The sequence below is a fragment of the Paenibacillus xylanivorans genome, assembly GCF_001280595.1.
Taxonomy (GTDB): Bacteria; Bacillota; Bacilli; order Paenibacillales; family Paenibacillaceae; genus Paenibacillus; species Paenibacillus xylanivorans.
The window spans coordinates 157,717-174,724 of record NZ_LITU01000083.1 but is presented as its reverse complement, the minus strand read 5'-3'; the positions used below and the strand labels follow the sequence as shown (position 1 = coordinate 174,724).

Annotated in this window: 16 protein-coding genes; 2 read left to right on the top strand and 14 right to left on the bottom strand. The window is 47.5% G+C overall.

Annotation, left to right across the window (positions count from 1 at the left end; genetic code table 11):
- Positions 1–154: 154 nt before the first annotated feature.
- The 3 genes from AMS66_RS30375 to AMS66_RS30365 form a co-directional block, all read right to left on the bottom strand.
- Positions 155–1,444 carry an L-lactate MFS transporter gene (locus AMS66_RS30375; RefSeq protein WP_181014182.1) on the bottom strand — a complete coding sequence of 430 codons (1,290 nt, stop codon included), beginning with the start codon at positions 1,442–1,444 and terminating at the stop codon, positions 155–157.
- A gap of 120 nt (positions 1,445–1,564) precedes the next feature.
- Positions 1,565–2,377, bottom strand: coding sequence for a LytR/AlgR family response regulator transcription factor (locus tag AMS66_RS30370; protein ID WP_053784318.1), 813 nt, complete (start codon positions 2,375–2,377; stop codon positions 1,565–1,567).
- 10 nt (positions 2,378–2,387) lie between these two features.
- Positions 2,388–4,040: a sensor histidine kinase gene (locus tag AMS66_RS30365; protein WP_053784512.1), complete on the bottom strand. Its 1,653-nt coding sequence runs from the start codon at positions 4,038–4,040 to the stop codon at positions 2,388–2,390.
- Between the two features lie 680 nt (positions 4,041–4,720).
- Here AMS66_RS30365 and AMS66_RS30360 point away from each other — a divergent pair.
- Positions 4,721–5,302: a hypothetical protein gene (locus AMS66_RS30360; protein WP_053784317.1), complete on the top strand. Its 582-nt coding sequence runs from the start codon at positions 4,721–4,723 to the stop codon at positions 5,300–5,302.
- Between the two features lie 338 nt (positions 5,303–5,640).
- Here AMS66_RS30360 and AMS66_RS30355 read toward each other — a convergent pair whose 3' ends face one another.
- The 4 genes from AMS66_RS30355 to AMS66_RS30340 form a co-directional block, all read right to left on the bottom strand.
- On the bottom strand, positions 5,641–5,928 hold the full coding sequence (locus tag AMS66_RS30355; RefSeq protein WP_053784316.1) for a stage VI sporulation protein F: 288 nt from the start codon (positions 5,926–5,928) through the stop codon (positions 5,641–5,643).
- 114 nt (positions 5,929–6,042) lie between these two features.
- Positions 6,043–8,088, bottom strand: coding sequence for an ATP-dependent DNA helicase RecG (gene recG / locus AMS66_RS30350; RefSeq protein WP_053784315.1), 2,046 nt, complete (start codon positions 8,086–8,088; stop codon positions 6,043–6,045).
- Positions 8,089–8,098: 10 nt separating this feature from the next.
- The gene (locus AMS66_RS30345) at positions 8,099–8,962 is read right to left on the bottom strand and encodes a DegV family protein (RefSeq protein ID WP_053784314.1); all 864 of its coding nucleotides are present in this window, start codon (positions 8,960–8,962) and stop codon (positions 8,099–8,101) included.
- Positions 8,963–9,041: 79 nt separating this feature from the next.
- On the bottom strand, positions 9,042–10,853 hold the full coding sequence (locus AMS66_RS30340) for a DAK2 domain-containing protein (RefSeq protein WP_053784313.1): 1,812 nt from the start codon (positions 10,851–10,853) through the stop codon (positions 9,042–9,044).
- Between the two features lie 641 nt (positions 10,854–11,494).
- Here AMS66_RS30340 and rpmB point away from each other — a divergent pair.
- Positions 11,495–11,683 (top strand): 50S ribosomal protein L28, encoded by a 189-nt coding sequence (rpmB, locus tag AMS66_RS30335; RefSeq protein ID WP_024631107.1) that lies wholly within the window; start codon positions 11,495–11,497, stop codon positions 11,681–11,683.
- Here the strand turns inward: rpmB and AMS66_RS30330 are convergent, their stop codons facing one another.
- From AMS66_RS30330 to AMS66_RS30300, 7 genes are all read right to left on the bottom strand, one after another.
- Positions 11,684–11,878 (bottom strand): hypothetical protein, encoded by a 195-nt coding sequence (locus AMS66_RS30330; RefSeq protein WP_053784312.1) that lies wholly within the window; start codon positions 11,876–11,878, stop codon positions 11,684–11,686.
- Between the two features lies 1 nt (position 11,879).
- Positions 11,880–11,960 carry a stage V sporulation protein SpoVM gene (gene spoVM / locus AMS66_RS30325; protein ID WP_019424875.1) on the bottom strand — a complete coding sequence of 27 codons (81 nt, stop codon included), beginning with the start codon at positions 11,958–11,960 and terminating at the stop codon, positions 11,880–11,882.
- Positions 11,961–12,127: 167 nt separating this feature from the next.
- A complete protein-coding gene (locus AMS66_RS30320; protein ID WP_053784311.1) occupies positions 12,128–12,379 on the bottom strand; it encodes a hypothetical protein in 252 nt (83 codons plus the stop codon).
- Positions 12,380–12,381: 2 nt separating this feature from the next.
- On the bottom strand, positions 12,382–13,041 hold the full coding sequence (rpe, locus tag AMS66_RS30315; protein WP_053784310.1) for a ribulose-phosphate 3-epimerase: 660 nt from the start codon (positions 13,039–13,041) through the stop codon (positions 12,382–12,384).
- Position 13,042: 1 nt separating this feature from the next.
- On the bottom strand, positions 13,043–13,960 hold the full coding sequence (gene rsgA, locus AMS66_RS30310) for a ribosome small subunit-dependent GTPase A (RefSeq protein ID WP_053784309.1): 918 nt from the start codon (positions 13,958–13,960) through the stop codon (positions 13,043–13,045).
- 62 nt (positions 13,961–14,022) lie between these two features.
- On the bottom strand, positions 14,023–16,230 hold the full coding sequence (pknB, locus tag AMS66_RS30305) for a Stk1 family PASTA domain-containing Ser/Thr kinase (RefSeq protein ID WP_053784308.1): 2,208 nt from the start codon (positions 16,228–16,230) through the stop codon (positions 14,023–14,025).
- Positions 16,227–17,003, bottom strand: a complete 777-nt coding sequence (locus tag AMS66_RS30300; RefSeq protein WP_024631113.1) for a Stp1/IreP family PP2C-type Ser/Thr phosphatase — start codon at positions 17,001–17,003, stop codon at positions 16,227–16,229. Before AMS66_RS30300 ends, pknB begins: the two co-directional genes overlap by 4 nt.
- Positions 17,004–17,008: the final 5 nt, after the last annotated feature.

Sequence of the window (17,008 nt, the reverse complement as noted above, 5' to 3'; positions counted from 1 at the left end):
TAGAGTATACCAGAAGCAAAGTATGCATTGCACACAACCGCTTCATGTACAAGGAATCCCATTCCCCTCCGGTCGAGCTGGTACCAAAAAAGCGGTCTCCGCAGAGACCGCCCAACTTGCTTTTTATAAAATAGAACTTCGTGCCTGGCTACACTCAGCTTGCCCGGGATGATGGATTAAGATTCATCTGCTGTTCACGTTGACGTGTACGACGTCCTTGACCCGGAGGCGTAATAATTAACGCGAGCAGGAGCGAGACGGCACACAGTACAGCGATCACAATAAAGGTAAGATGGAATCCGCCCAGCAGGGCGCTGATAAACGATCCAGCCAAGGCACCAAATCCAAATCCCTGATAGATGACGCCGTAGTTTTTGCTCTGATTTTTCAGTCCAAAGTAATCAGCCACAATCGCAGGGAAGACCGTAATATTGCCACCAAAGCAGAACGCGATAGCAGCCACACAGGCGAAGAAGATGCCAAAGCTCAGAGGTACCAGACTAAGCGTCATTACGGCAACAGCCGTAACCAGCAGTGCTCCGGCAATAACTTTCATCCGTCCCACTTTATCCGACAGCGCCCCCAGAATGATACGTCCAGCGGTGTTAAAGATCGCAACCATTGCCACTGCATTGGCAGCTGTAGCGACGTTAAGACCTGCCAACTGCACGCCGATATCTTTGACAATACCAATTAGATACAGTCCGCTCATACATGCCGTGAAGAAAATAACGAACAGCATATAAGCTTCTTTCGTACGCAGCATTTCTTTGACCGTATAATCATGAGGTGCTTCTTGTTTCTTCACACCTTCAGTGCTGCTTGCTGGAGCCTGTTCACGAACAACCGCTTCACGGATCAGGAACGAGCCGCCCACAATCAATACCAATACAATAATACCCCAGTACATAAAGGCTTGAGCAGGACCAACAGCACCGATTAATGCCGAGTTCACGTATTTGAACAACAGGCTGCCCGTACCAAAGGCCCCGACCGAAATACCTGAGATCAAACCTTTTCGCTCAGGGAACCACTTGATCAAGTTGGACAGGGAAGTAATATACGCCGTACCATCCGCGAATCCAACCACAAATCCAGCCAGAATGTAGAGCAGTGTCAACGAACTCACTTGAGAACTGAGCACGAGTCCCAGACCAAGCACCACACCGGCTACCCGAATCAGGCGACGAAGCCCCCATCGTTCTTGTAGTCGGCCTGCAAACAGTGTGGCAAATGCCAAAGCAAAGCTGGTAATCGAAAAAGTTATCGCGACCGAGCTGACGTCCCATCCGAAACGATCAGACAACGGTTGATTAAATAAACTCCAGGTGTAGATGGTTCCGAGACCCATTTGTACAATAATGGTGCCCAGTACAATAAGCCAGCGGTTCATTTTCATAGAAGTAGATGCTGAATTAGGTGTGGATGAAATAGCTGCTTTCATCGTGATCTCCCCTTTGCCGATGTCATATATATGAATGCGTTCACAAGCTAATCATACATGAAAGGGGATTCATTACACCGTTTTGAGCATGAGTTGCATCAGATGCGGAATGAAATGCCTCTAGATGCGCATGAGTTGCCTGAATTCCTTAACCTTGCCCCGGCTAACAGGCACTTCAGCCTCCAGATCGCGCAAACGAAGCAGGTACGTATTGTTGAACCAGGGCACAATTTCACGGATTTGGGACAAATTCACCACGTAAGAACGATGGCAGCGGAAAAAGGCTTCCTGGGGCAATCGGCCATGAAAATCCGAAATGCTGACCGGCATCGTAAACTCACCGTTTTTGGTATACACCTTCGTTACTTTCTCTTGTGCTTCCGCATAATAAATATCGGCGGTGTCTGTCACAATAATGTTGTCATTGCGCAGCAGATTGATTCGTCTCTCGTTCTGGGCATTAGATTCCCGCACCTGCATATTTAATGCAGACCATTCATCGTTTGCTTGAGTCGTATTGTGAGCCTGTCCATCGTCAATGCCACGTTCACGTTCCTCCTGCTCATGATCCCGTCTGAACGCCGTTTCGAGTTTATTCAGCATCGCGGCAATTCGTTTCTCATCATAGGGCTTCAGAATATAGTCAAACGCCTCCAGCTCAAACGCTTCAGCGGCATGTTCCTTGTACGCCGTTGTAAATACGATATATGGCTTGCTCGCAAACTTCCCAATATGGTGTGCCAGCATCATGCCATCCAGCGAAGGGATATTTATATCGAGAAAAATAACGTCGACTTCCTGCTCCTGCAGAAACTTCAGCACATCCAGTCCATCTTCCAGACAATCTACCACTTCAATTTGGCTATGTTCCTGTATCAAGTAATTCAGTTCCTCACTTGCCGGAATTTCATCTTCAACAATAAGGGCTCTCATTGACCGTTCATCACCTTGTCACTACATCTCCTTTGGGTACATCAAATAAAATATCGGTTCCTTGCTCCAGCCTCGTAATTGTTAGCCCCTGTCCATAAATGAGCTTCACCCGCCGATGTACGTTATACAATCCGATCTGGTTGGCAGGCATCCGGTCATGGTATACACGCTCGATAATGTCGGCTCCAATACCTGCTCCTGTGTCACTGACCCCAATTCGCACAAACTCAGGATAATCCTGTACCCGAATCCGTACGGTCCCGGGTCCTTTTACCTTGAGAATGCCGTGGATGATGGCATTTTCCACAAGCGGCTGGATGACCAGACTTGGAATATGCACAGCCACCTCATCAATATCATAGATGACGTTGAGCCTGCTACCGAAGCGTGCCTTCTCGATTTCCACATAATTGCGGACCTGCTCCAACTCCTTATGAATATCAATAAGCTCATCCGACAGCTCCAGGTTATATCGCATATATCCGGACAGATTCACAATCAGCTCGCGCGCCCGATCCGGCTTGGTGCGAATGGATGAAGCAATCGCGTTCAGCGCATTGAATAGAAAATGAGGATGGATCGTGGTCTGTAATGCACGCAGCTCCGCCTTATTGGCCGCAGCCTTGATCTCCTCCACACGAGATACTTCCATCTGGGTGGAAATAATTTGCGACAAGCCCACAGCCATCGTTTGCAAAGGATACGTAATCTTGTACGCTTTGCGGTAATAGATTTTCAGGGCACCCGTCACTTCGCCCCGCTCTTTGAGCGGAATGATGAGGAGGGAGTGGATATCCGGCGTCTTTTCGTCAATTACATCATTGCTGATCGTAATCTCTCCGCTGGAGATCGTTTTCTTCGTCATCTCACTAATAATTTCATTGCCGATATGATATCGTTCCTCACCAAATCCCACATAAGCCAGTACATTTCGGGTATCCGTAATCGCAACCGCATCCGCCTGAATATCCTCCTGAATAATCCGGCAAATCTTCCGCAGGGAGTCTTCATCAATGGAGCGGAAGTATGGCAAGGTTTTGTTGGCAATCTCCAGCGCCAGCTTGGCCTGACGAGCCGCAATCATTTCCTTTTCCCCTTCCACACTCTGCACCAGCAGTACGATCAGCCCAATGTTCATCTCACCCAATATCATCGGCAGCGCAATCTTTGAGACAATATCCGCCCCCAGTGGATCCGGATAGGAATACAGCAGGATAAGCAGCATCGTAAGCCCCTCACAGATCATTCCGGCCGCAATGCCGATGATCCAGCGCTTCGACTTAGGCGTATACTTATGTATATACCCGGACACCAGACCTGCAAGGATACTCGTAATCAGGCAAGGGATCGCCGTGACCCCATCCATATCAATCAAGTACCGATGTACCCCCGAAACAATCCCCGTAATGATGCCCACAGGCGCCCCGAACAGAATACCACCAGACATGATCGCAATAATACGCACATTCACCAGCGAGCCTTCCACATTAATACCGGTATAGGTACCAAAGATGGCAAACGCACAGAATAACAACGTAACCGCAATGTACTCCTGCCATCTCAATTTTCCCTTTTGCAAAATCTGTCTAAACCGCGGTATCCTCGACAGAAAGAATAAAAATATAATCAGCAGTGCCGCCCGTTCAAACAACCCCAGCAGCATCGTAAACATCTCCGTCAACCTGACTTCCTCCAATCCGTCAAAAATAAACGCCCCTCAGCGCAGCAGCGCTTCTCTCACCTTAAAATCCATGTATGCTCGTATGCAACAGTTTACTGCTCCCTCAGGAGGAAAGCAAAGTCAATCCTGTGAAAAGGAGAGGCAAAGGCCCTACCAACAAAACTCCACTTACCTACACATAAAACTCCACTTCCAAGAATCTACCTGTGTTATAATTAATTGGAACATTCTGCTAATTAGTTCAAAGTAATTTATTTAAGAAAGGTGTATTTAAATGTTTATAATGCTACTGATAGGCTCACTCCTGCTTTTTAGTGGTTTGTGGTACATCATCTACTTTATCTCAAAGCGTACTAAAAACCCTAATCGCTCGTCTGCTCATGTGCTGAGAATGATCTTAAGCATTTCGACCCTCGTACTAATAGCTGAAAACTACATATATAAAACAGTCCCTTCTAACAACATTTTAATTTTAGTATTTATTGCATCTTTGTTAGCTACCAGCTCTTTTTTTGTTAAGAATAAAGAATGATGAAATGGCACAAATTTTTTCTCAAGCTATACTTGCGAAATCATAAAGAACTTATCTAGAGTTCTCCTTTTAAAATTGCCTTATAATCAACATGCTTCGTTTATCTCGCATTCCAGGAGGAATTTACTTAATGAAAAACCTCTCTTGTGGTATTTTATCTCTATGTCTAATTGGAGCTTTACTTCTTTCAGCATGCGGAAAATCAGACGAAAATAACAGCCTTAACAATAGCCAAAAACCTAACAGCACAACAAGCAAAGCCCCTTCAACCAACATTACATCAACAAACATTGAAAGTCTGATTGGGCCAGCAGAGATTGAAGCAATTAAGGACATCACAGCGGCCGATTTTAAGAAGGGTGTCTATATTAATTTCGACAAATATAAAAGCAGCTTCTTTGACGAAAAGATTATCTCCAAGTTAAGTAACAATCTCGAATCGGTTGTAGAGAACAACGAAAAGAATTTTAAACAGAATCTGAATAAAAAGTCTTTAGAATCCATCAGAGAAGGGTTTTATTACAAAAACACAGCCGACCAATTCATGTTTTATGAGTTAGATCTTTTAGAAAAACTCGATCATCCAGGACAAATTAGAGCAGGCGTGCGCTTTGCAAGAAAATCCTCGGACGGGAGTATTGAGAATCAAGGTATTACTTACTTCTTTACTAAAAACGAAAAAGGGGTATGGGGTATTGAAAATATAGATTAATTCCCACTACAGTGTTCAGTATCAAGCTGCTAAAAAATCAAAAAAAGGGGGGTCCATAAGTCATCTTCCTGACTTATGGACCCCCCTTCCACTAAATTACTTCATACATATTCGATGTAATTTGGTTTTATAAATTGAACTCCCAGGTACACAGTAACGGAGAGTGCAGAACCAATCTGAAGAAGCGAAGCGCTCGCCTTTATCCCCGGATTTTACCCTTTTGAAATTCTAATATAAAAATCCGGGGATAACAGCGATCGGAAGATGGTACTGCACTCGGAGTGGCCACGAGTAACACCCTATGGTTCATTTTATACCACCCAACATTACATCGAATCCTACCTAAACATGCCCCACAGCTTAATCAAATGAAACGTATTGTTCGGATCGATCTTCTGGGCGAGAACAAAAGCAACAAATTGTTCCTCCTGAGTCGTAGAAAAATTCTCATTCAAAATGACCGCTGACGACTTGACCAGCCTTCTCACCTTGGCCTTATCCTGCAAATCAGACTTGGTGACCCCATCTATCAACTTTTTGATACGCTCTTTGACAGCGGGATTTTTCATCTTTGTTTTGATCCGCTCCACCAGCTGCGGACTGATTCCATATTGTTGGTAACCCAAAACGTACAGCACCTCCTGAATAATGAACTCACTTCTTATTCATATGACAGGAGGGCTTGTACACTTGACATATTCCCACGGAAAATGTGGAAAACCACACCTCCGTAGCTCCAATCAATCGATCAGATCACCCTGGAATACTTGCTGCTGCTGTAAAAAGTCACGTAAAGGAGCGTAGTCAACAGACGTCCAGAAGCTCGCATCCGCAATAAGGCTAGACACATCATCTCGCGCCTGCTCCAATACGGCAAAATCTGCAACCATGTCGGCAAGACGGAACTCGGGTAAGCCACTTTGCTTGGTGCCAAAGAAATCACCCGGTCCCCGCAGATCCAGATCTCGACGGGATACTTCGAATCCATCTTCCGTTTCTGTCATGACCTTCATACGCTCCTGCCCTACCTCCGTCTTGGGGTCAGCAATGAGCACACAATAGGATGCATGAGCGCCCCGACCGACCCGGCCACGAAGCTGATGCAACTGCGACAGACCGAAACGGTCCGCATCCATAATGACCATCAGCGTTGCGTTGGGCACATCGACCCCTACCTCCACAACCGTTGTTGAGACGAGAAGCTGAATGTCGTTGCTGTAAAAGTCACGCATCATCTCTTCCTTCTCGCCAGCCGTCATCCGTCCATGCAGCAGACCTACACGGTACTTCGGAAAGTTCTGCTGCATCTGGATATGCAGGTCAATCGCGTTCTGTACATCCAGCTTCTCCGACTCTTCAATGAGCGGACAGATCAGATAGGCCTGGCGTCCCTGGTCCACTTCTCGCGAAATAAATCCAAGTACCCGGTCCATCATGTCATGCTTGACCCAGTACGTCGAGATTGGAATCCGTCCCTTTGGACGTTCCGAGATGGTCGATACCTCAATATCACCAAAAGCTGTAATGGCCAGTGTGCGCGGTATCGGCGTAGCCGTCATCGTTAACACATCCGGGTTATACCCTTTACGCCGCAAAATACTGCGTTGATTCACACCGAAGCGATGCTGTTCATCCGTAACGACAAGACCCAGGTCGCGGAAAAATACATCCTCCTGTATCAGAGCGTGTGTACCCACAACGATATCGATCATACCCATCTGCAATGATGCAATCAGATCTTTGCGCTTCCGTCCATTCACACTGCCCGTTAACAGCCCCACAGTTACGCCAAAAGGTTCAAACAGCTTTTGCAGTGAACGCATATGCTGTTCTGCCAGAATCTCCGTAGGGACCATCAGAGCCCCCTGAAAACCGGAACGAACTGTCGTATACAGGGCTATTGCCGCAATAACCGTTTTACCTGAGCCTACATCGCCCTGCAGCAGACGATTCATCGAATACGGCGAACGCATATCATGCAGAATTTCAAGCTCTACCTTCTTCTGTGCATCCGTCAGTTCAAATGGCAGACTGCGGACAAATTCGCGAATCGTCGTATTATCCGTTGTATGCACTACGCCATCCATGCGGTCCCGGTTCAATGCACGATAAGCCTGCATTTTGAGTTGAAACAAAAACAGTTCCTCATACACCATCCGCTGTCTGGCCTGCTGACCTTCCCGGTTATCCTGTGGGCGATGAATTCCGGCAATCGCCTGTTTGCGGGGCATGAATCCATATTTCTTCATGAGTGATTGAGGCAGAATTTCGGGGATCATGTCCCCGAATTGGACTAACCCCTGATTGATCGTTTTGCGCATCCAGGACTGCGTAAGCTTGCCAGTTACCGAATACACAGGCTGCAGCGTGCCCGATCGCCCTTCCCCTTTATCCGGGAATTCCGAATCTGTTACGGTCATCTGCATACGTTTCTGTTCCCATTTCCCAGTAATAACAATCTCCCGGTCGGGTGTAAGCTGCTCCTTCAGAAAATGCCGATTAAACCAAGTGGCTGAAATCATCCACTCTTCCGTCATCACCTTACAGGTAAGGCGTGACTTTTTACCATAACGCTGCAACACCGGGATGCCCATCACTTTGCCCTGTACCGTAATTTTGTCCCCGTCCTTCACTTCGCTGAGCGAACGTAGGCGATAATCCTCATAACGGAACGGATAATATTCAAGCAGGTCTTTTACAGTAGAGATGCCAAAGGCGTGAAGCTCTCCCTCTTTGAGAGCACTCACGCCGCTAATTTGTTTAACCGATATTTCTTCCCATTTCATGTCTAATCCCTCATTCCGGAACAGGCCACATAAATATGGCAATTACGCCTGGCCCAACATGGCTGCCAACGACGGCCCCAATATTGGTATATACCACTTCATTCAGTGTAAAATGTCCACGCAACTGCTCTGCACAAGCGATCGCTGATCCGGGGTCCGCGGTATGACCTACCGCCAGATTAACACGTTGACCCGCCAGATCCTGCTGAAACAGCTCAATAATGCGTGCCATGGCTTTTTTGTGACCTCTGACTTTCTCCACTGCGTAAATAACGCCTTCCTCATCAATGGACAAGATCGGCTTAATATTCAGCAGTGTTCCCAAAATGGCCGCAGCCTTGCCAATCCGACCGCCTTTCTGCAAATACTCCAATGTATCTACGAGAAAGAACAGCTTGCGGCTCTGCTGCATGGCTGCTACAGCCGTAGCGATCTCCGCAGCGGATTTGCCTTGTTCGGCAAGCTCGGCAGCCTGTACGACCAATAAACCATATCCATAGGATGCAGACTTCGAATCCAGTACCGTTATATCGCCTTCACGTTCCAGCAACGACTTACCGAGCAGTGCCGATTGATAGGTTCCACTCATGCCCGAAGACAAATGAATCGATACAATGGACTGTTCCGGGTCTTCATCCAACAGTGTGTTATAGATATTCATAAAATCGGTGGGGGAAGGCTGTGAGGTCGTAGGCAGCACAGATGCCTTCTCCAACTTTGCATAGAACTGTTCTGAAGTCAGATCAACACCGTCTGCAAAAGCTTCTTCCCCGAACAGAACACGCAGCGGAACAACATGAATCCCGTATTTACGCACCAATTCTTCAGGTATATCCGCGGTACTGTCGGTTACAATTGCAACCTTGTGGCTCATAAGATCCCTCCTCTTTGCTTAAGTGCTATTAGTGCATGTTCAAAAAGTGATCCATTGAGAACTTTTTGAACAACCTCTATTAGGACTCTACAGAGAACAAATAATAATAAACCGGCTGTCCTCCAAGATGCACCTCTACCTCAGCATCAGGATATTGTTCTTCGATCCAAGCTACAAGCGCATCAGTAATCTCAGGGGTCGCCTCGTCCCCTTCAAGAATGGTAATCACTTCATCTCCGCTCTCCATCATCTGTTGCAGCAAGCCTTCACATGCGTGCAGCATGCTTTCGTCTGTTGCCACGATCTTGGAATTGTGGATACCGATGTAGTGTCCCGCTTTGATATCAAGCTCATCATATTGCGTATCTCTGACCGCATGAGTCACTTGACCGGACTGTACCCGGCTAATTGCCTCAAGCATATGGTCACGGTTGGTTTCAGCAGACTCATCCTCCTGGAAAGCAAAAGCCGCTGCCATGCCCTGAGGAATCGTCTTGCTCGGAATCACAGTAATTCGGCGCTCATCTTCAAGCAACTCCCGAGCCTGCTGCGCAGCAAGTACAATATTGGAGTTGTTCGGCAAAATAAATACCTGTTCCGCTGCAATTGAACGCACAGCTTTCACAAAATCTTCAGTGCTCGGATTCATCGTCTGTCCACCAGACAGAACAACATCCACGCCGAGACTCTTGAAAATCTCTGCAATGCCGTCACCGGAAGATACCGCGATAAAGCCATATGGCGCCATCTCATCTGCTGGTGGCTCGGCTTGCTCCAGAATACGCGTTGCTTCAGGCGGAATCTCTGCGAACAATTCAGGCGAAGGCGCTATGTCCATGCCAGCAGTCAGCAGATCACGATGCTGCTCACGCATATTGAGAATGTGAATTTGTGTGATTTCTCCATAACGAAGAGCCAGGTTTAATACCTCCCCAGGTGTCTTGGAATGCACGTGAACCTTAATCACTTCATCGTCAGCAATAATAATGATGGAATCTCCGTTAACTGACAACGCTTTCCGGAAACCCTCGTCATCGAATGCAACGCCTGCGTTCTCTCCCAGCTCGCGATTAATAAAGAACTCCATGTCATACAGGAACTCAATATCTTCCGTTTCCAGTCTCGCCTGGGCAGACATTGGCATCTCCGGCACGATCACCTGCTGTGCAGGCTTCGCAGAAACCACTTCTGGCGGTGCAGGCAGTTTCAATGCAGATGCCGCTACGGTTGGCTGTACGCTCTTCTGGAAGGATGTGCGACTAGCCGCCCCGTCCGTTTGCAACAGAACGTCCATAAAGCCCTCGTAAATATATACAAGCCCCTGACCGCCTGAATCCACAACGCCGACCTGTTTTAATACAGGCAGCAATTCCGGAGTCATTGCCAGTGCTTCTTTTGCTTTTAACAAAACTTCATTCATTAATTCAGTTATATCATTCGTCCGTCTTGCGTAGTAGCTGGCATGTTTCGCCGCTTCCTTGGCTACGGTAAGAATGGTCCCTTCAACGGGTTTCACTACAGCTTTGTAAGCTGCATCCACACCGTTCTGCAGGGCTGCGGCGAACTGGAGTGTATTCAGTTCCTCGTAAGGAGCAGCTGAACGACTGAATCCACGGAACAATTGAGATAAAATTACTCCAGAATTCCCCCGTGCGCCCATAAGCAGGCCTTTCGATAAAATACCGGCAGCTTCTCCAATGGAGGCAGAACTCTTGCGTTTAATCTCTGCGACTCCTGCACTCATTGTCAAATTCATGTTCGTTCCCGTGTCGCCATCCGGCACAGGGAAAACATTCAGGGAATTGACGTGCTCTGCATGCTGTCCAAGTTGTTCCGCTCCGGCAAGTATCATTGCGGTGAAATCTGTTCCATTTAAAGAACGTATACTCAAGTGAGAATTCCCCTTCCTAGCTTGATACACGAACATCTTGCACCAAGATGTTATCTGGTCTGTTCATGCGCAAACGCTTATCGCGTTATTCTTCGTCCATACCTTGTCCGGCACAGGCATACAATACATAATGTCAGCCGGATTAACGGTCTGGGCGGCCGGGCAACCGATATCCTGCAATTGCTCTGTAACCCCTAATTCGGGGCATACGGATATGCACCGGTATCAAGAGCCGGCATGAATGCCGCATGGAGACTGGTGCCAATGATGGAATGCCGCAGCTCACAGCGTTGCCAAAAAAGCAGACCACCGACCTCTAAGGCCGATTTTTCTCCGGCTTCCCCGCGGCAACAGCCTGTTCACCACTGTATTATGGACTATTCAACATTGTACTATATTAGACAGGAGAAATAAATAAAGTTTTTGGATCAGTTGACGAAGCTTTTTTCAATATGATATTATATTCAAGTATTGTTTTATGCAGGTTTAGTAATGGAAATGATCCGGCTATGCCGGCTTGAACACACCATTAGCTACTGGAACCTGACCATTGCGGTCAGGAAGAACAATTTTAGTCCGTATGGAATGACATTCGTGTCTCCGGAGGGCAACTGGTTATTTTAGGATAGGAGGTGTAATCTATGTCTCGCAAATGTTATGTGACAGGTAAGAAACCGGGCACCGGTAACCACGTATCCCACGCTAACAACCGTAACCGTCGTTCTTGGGGCGTAAACGTTCAGAAGGTCCGTATTCTCGTGAACGGTAAACCAAAACGTGTATACGTAAGCACCCGTGCACTGAAAGCCGGTAAAGTGACTCGCGTATAATCACGCACAGCTACTATAAATCGGGTAAGCAAAAAGCACCTTGTTCCTTGCAGGTGCTTTTTTGGTATTCAGAAATAAAATCATGAATACACACATCAGCATGTGAATGGCCGCCGCATGGCGCTTCGCAGGTCCGAATTCCAGATGATCCTGAAGCCAAAGCGGCGGTATTCGCCAATGGAACCATTTAATCATGTCAGTTCTTTTGAAACGTATTAAGAATTGCCTTTACAAACCCTCCCAAAAACTTCGGCAGTTTGAATGTGTAAAATTTCATACTTCACCCTCCCCATCATGCTCATGCATCCGCCGTATCCTATGCTCCAGGCCTTCTTTACGTTAAACACGACAAAAAAGGCTACATGAGAAACCTGCTCATGTAACCATATTTATGCGGAACCCTCTGTCCCTATTCCACAATGACGAGCCTGGTTATCAGGTCATTTAGGTTTGGGTAGGGATATATTGATAGACAGCAATCATGAACACACTCAATAAGTAATACAGTATGCTGAATATCACAAAAGTAACCCGAAGTCCTGTACGGTCAAATTTGCGGAAGTACATAATGACAACACCAACCCCGATCAATGACGTAATCGCATTGTATGGGGATTGAATAACCGCAAACAAAGCAAGCACCAGTCCCGTAACGAGACTCGCAGCCATTGTCCACAGCGTTTCCTTGAGGCTCATGCTCAGCCTCCGTAACTACTGCGAATTTCGGCAATCGCGGCAGCGCGATCTTCACGTCCAAATACAGCACTTCCCGCAACGAGCACATCCGCTCCAGCTTCAACCACAAGCGGAGCCGTGTCGGCAGCAATACCGCCATCCACTTCAATATGCACGTCATGACGTCCTTTTTCGTTCAACCAGCTACGAATTTGCTTGATTTTGTTCATCGTGCCAGAGATGAAAGCCTGTCCACCAAAACCGGGATTTACGGTCATGACAAGCACCATATCCACATCGTCCAGCACTTCCTGAATAGCACTCGCGGGAGTTCCCGGATTAAGAGCAACCCCTGCCTTAACTCCCTGTTCCTTGATCAGATGAATAACCCGGTGCAGATGCACACAAGCCTCGGCATGAACCGTAATAACAGCCGCGCCAGCTTTCGCAAATTCCTCCACATAACGTTCTGGGTTCTCAATCATCAAATGCACATCAAGTGGCAAGCTTGTATGTGGAGCGATCGCTTTTACAATCGCAGGTCCAAGCGTAATATTAGGGACGAAATGACCGTCCATGACATCAACATGAATCCAGTCTCCGCCAGCAGCTTGGGCTTCCGCCACTTCCGCGCCGAGACGGGCAAAATCCGCAGATAAAATAGATGGGGCAATTTTAATCATATTAATACCTCCGCTTTTTGTCTTTCATTTCTGTAAGGAATTGTTCGTAATGCTTATAACGGCTTTCGGAGATCATTCCCTCCGCCTTGGCTGCAAGCACCCGGCAACCTGGTTCGTGCGTATGGGTACAGCCTCGGAACTTACACTGATCTGCATATTGAGCGAACTCCCGGAAACAAGTGGATAGTTCCTCCACACCAATCTCCAGAAAGTCCAGTTGGCTGAATCCCGGCGTATCGGCGACAAAGCCACCATTATCCAGCGGTATGAGCTCCACGTGCCTGGTGGTGTGTTTCCCTCGGCCAAGGCGCATGCTGATTGCACTAGTCTCCAGGGTCAGACCTGGCATCAAGGCATTCAGCATCGAAGATTTACCCACACCGGATTGCCCGGAGAATACGCTAATCTTGCCGGCAAGACGCTCCTTGAGCAGTTCATTACCTTCACCAGTTCGTGAACTGGTAGAGATAACTTCATATCCAATTTGCTCGTACAAAGCCTTTACTTCAGCCACTGTATCCCGGGCATCGTTTTCTGGATCAGCCAGGTCCTGTTTCGTGAGCACAATCAGTGCATCCAGTCCGGCTTGTTCGATATGTACCAGGAATTTGTCTAACAGATTGAGATTCATGTCCGGTTCCTTAACGGAAAATAACAGAACAGCCAGACTTACATTGGCAACAGGTGGACGAATTAACTCCGTCTCACGTTTTCGAATCTCATCTACTGTTCCTTCCCCGTTCTCTGTCAGCATATAGCCGACTCGGTCACCCACAAGCGGTGAGGTACCCCGTTTTCTGAAGATGCCTCTGGCCCGGCATTGAACGGCGGAGCCTTCAACCGAAGGCACCCCGCTGTCTTCCAGTGGCATGACATAATAGTAACCGCTTAGCGCTTTAACGATGATACCTTCTGGCATAGCTCCGTCGCCCTCCTTTAATTTACAGTACATTTACCTTGAACGTCGGCAATAAGCCGCCCTTATGGACGGCTTGATGCGTTTACGACTTCCTTTTTCTTATCTTTTCCCTTGGCGAGACCATTTCCGTTCTTCATCGCAGAAGTATCTGCCTCGCCATTTTCCCCTTCACCCTCAACAGGTGTATCCGGTTCACCTTCCTGTTGTGTATCCACGGTGCCTTCATCACCACCACCGCCTTGTTCAGGCTCCTCCGTTGTTGGAGGCGGCTCTGCACCCTTCTCGGGCTCAATGGTAGGCACAACTACCGTTCCATTTTTGGCATCACTGTAGGACACCAGATACGTATCCAGGAATTGTCCATCCCGGTAAACAGAGACAACACCATCGACGTTTGGAGCCAGAATAAGCGGAATCGTCAGCATTTGGGCAGACTTGATTGTCCGGGTTCCCCATTCCTGACTTTTGCCACGAGCATCCTCGAAAGTAATTCGAATTTTGCTGCTCTTTCCTTCTTCTTTTGGCGAAACGTTAATGTTATAGGCGTAGTTCAATGCCTCTGGCGGATATCCTGTACTAATGAAAATGGTGATTTTATCACCCGGATTCACCTCTGCACCAGCCTCCACAGGCCATTGCTGTGTCACTTTGCCTTTATCTATGGTGTAGCTGAACTCTTCCTGAACCTGAGCAAGGATTAACCCGGCGGATTGGAGCTTTTTCTCCGCCTCGCTTCGCGTGAGATTTTTCAAGTCAGGCATTTTTATCGTTTTGGAGCCTTGGCTCACAGTCAGAACAATCTGAACCTCTGCCGGATCGTATTCTACATTCACCCCAGGAGTTTGGGATAGAACCGTCCCCGCAGATTTATCATTTGAAAATTCATCCTTACGCTGAATCTGATCCTCCTTAATGCCTAGTTCGGTGAGTTGTTTGACCGCCTCATCATAAGATTGGTCTTTGAGATCAATCATCTTGGACAATGCTTTTTCCGCCCCGACACTCAGCTGGACCTCAGATCCTTCTTTGACGATATCGCCTTCATCCCTGCTCTGATCGAATACAATACCCGGATCAATGCCTTCCTTGTATTCCCGGATGACATTATCACTGACAACAAGCCCGTTGTCCTGCAACATTTGACGTGCCTTTTCTTCGGTCTGACTCACAACATTGGGCACCTTCACATCAGGCACAACAAGCATGCCTTTCACGTACCACACAACTCCAACCATCGCGATAAGAATAAGGACAGTTAACGAGATCAACAGCGCTGGTTTCTTCCAGTTCTTTGTTTTGGGTTTTCCCTTATTGTTATCTTCGTCAGACTCCATCACGGGCACAGCACCTGTAGATGTAACTCCACGCGGCTCCGGCTTGATCGCTGGCATGACACGGGTCTGATCGATATCATCCTCATCCGGAAAATCAATCTTCGTTTCATTACGTCTTTCCGGCATCAGGCAGGTTTCCAGATCCGTCTGCATTTCTTTCGCAGATTGGTAACGCTCCTGCGGATTTTTGCGCATGGATTTCAGAATAACGTTCTCCACGCTTTGTGGAATCAGCGGATTGAATTTGCGCGGTTCATCAAAGTCTTCCTGTAAATGCTTCAAAGCAACGCTGATCGGACTTTCTCCCAGGAACGGAAGCTGCCCAGTTAGCATTTGATAGAGTACAATACCAAGAGAATATAAGTCCGACTTCTCGCCAGTCACGATACCTTTGGCATGCTCAGGTGAGAAATAATGTACGGAACCGACCACTGAGCCGGTCTGAGTAATTGTTGTGGACGTAACCGCACGGGCAATCCCGAAATCCGTTACTTTCACACGGCCATTACGACCAATCAATATATTATGGGGTTTGATATCCCGATGAATGATCTGATTATGATGTGCATGATCGAGAGCATCTGCAATTTGGGAAGCGATCCGTACCGCTTCGTCCACCTGCAAAGGCGCCCGTTCTTTAATAATTTCATTCAGGTTTTTGCCTTCGACATACTCCATGACAATATAATGAACTTCATCTTCCTGTCCCACATCGTAGATACTGACCACGTTAGGATGGGACAACGATGCTGCAGACTGTGCTTCCCTGCGGAAACGGCGAATAAATTCTTCGTCATGCACAAATTGCTGCCTTAACACTTTGATGGCAACATTTCGGTTGAGCAACAGATCCTGGGCCTTATACACAAGAGCCATGCCGCCACCGCCGACACGCTCAATCACTTCATAGCGTCCGCCTAGCTGGTGCCCAATCATGACTCACACCCCGTTTCCGATATCACGGAACCTTCCTTTTGCAGTTCAAACAATGCTATCGTGATATTGTCATCTCCACCCGCAAGCAAAGCCAACTGAAGTAAACGATCAGCTCGATCTTCCAACGCTAGTTCCAGATTACCTGCGACCTGAATGATCTGCTCATTGCTGACCAGATTACTAAGCCCGTCGCTGCACAGGAGAAGAACTTCGCCTTCTTCCAGCTTGACGGTATCCAGATCCACCTTCACTTCAGCATCTGTCCCAAGTGCACGTGTGAGTACGTTGCGACGCGGATGATGAGAGACATCTTCTTTGCTGATCTGACCATTTTTGAACAATTCATTCACCAGTGTATGGTCCTCAGTCAACTGGATCACATGTTTGTTTGCAATTTTGTATGCCCTGCTGTCACCGATGTGACCAATAACACCTTCCGTATCATTCAACAATGCCGCAACCACGGTGGTCCCCATGTTATGGTAATTATCATCGGTAGATGCGGTGCGGAAGATCACTTCGTTGGCATGCAAAATAGCATCGCTCAATGCGGCTGACAAAGACGCATGTGAAAGACCTGGCTCAAGTGTCCCCAGATCTTGCACCAACGTCTCTACCGCCAGGCGGCTGGCCGTATCTCCTGCAAGATGACCGCCCATACCATCGGCAACAATACCCAGAATATAACCTGTATCGAGATTTCGAATCCAGGCTGAATCTTCATTCACCGAACGCACCCGTCCGATATGGCTCACATGAACTGTTTTGATCAAAACGT

Bases quoted from the DNA above. Each gene is read 5' to 3' on its own strand.
- AMS66_RS30370 (WP_053784318.1), bottom strand. From the start codon at position 2,377: ATGAGAGCCCTTATTGTTGAAGATGAAATTCCGGCAAGTGAGGAACTG.
- AMS66_RS30330 (WP_053784312.1), bottom strand. From the start codon at position 11,878: ATGATTAAATGGTTCCATTGGCGAATACCGCCGCTTTGGCTTCAGGAT.
- spoVM (WP_019424875.1), bottom strand. From the start codon at position 11,960: ATGAAATTTTACACATTCAAACTGCCGAAGTTTTTGGGAGGGTTTGTA.
- rsgA (WP_053784309.1), bottom strand. From the start codon at position 13,960: ATGCCAGAAGGTATCATCGTTAAAGCGCTAAGCGGTTACTATTATGTC.
- pknB (WP_053784308.1), bottom strand. From the start codon at position 16,230: ATGATTGGGCACCAGCTAGGCGGACGCTATGAAGTGATTGAGCGTGTC.
- AMS66_RS30375 (WP_181014182.1), bottom strand. From the start codon at position 1,444: ATGAAAGCAGCTATTTCATCCACACCTAATTCAGCATCTACTTCTATG.
- AMS66_RS30365 (WP_053784512.1), bottom strand. From the start codon at position 4,040: ATGCTGCTGGGGTTGTTTGAACGGGCGGCACTGCTGATTATATTTTTA.
- AMS66_RS30360 (WP_053784317.1), top strand. From the start codon at position 4,721: ATGAAAAACCTCTCTTGTGGTATTTTATCTCTATGTCTAATTGGAGCT.
- recG (WP_053784315.1), bottom strand. From the start codon at position 8,088: ATGAAATGGGAAGAAATATCGGTTAAACAAATTAGCGGCGTGAGTGCT.
- rpmB (WP_024631107.1), top strand. From the start codon at position 11,495: ATGTCTCGCAAATGTTATGTGACAGGTAAGAAACCGGGCACCGGTAAC.
- rpe (WP_053784310.1), bottom strand. From the start codon at position 13,041: ATGATTAAAATTGCCCCATCTATTTTATCTGCGGATTTTGCCCGTCTC.
- AMS66_RS30320 (WP_053784311.1), bottom strand. From the start codon at position 12,379: ATGAGCCTCAAGGAAACGCTGTGGACAATGGCTGCGAGTCTCGTTACG.
- AMS66_RS30345 (WP_053784314.1), bottom strand. From the start codon at position 8,962: ATGAGCCACAAGGTTGCAATTGTAACCGACAGTACCGCGGATATACCT.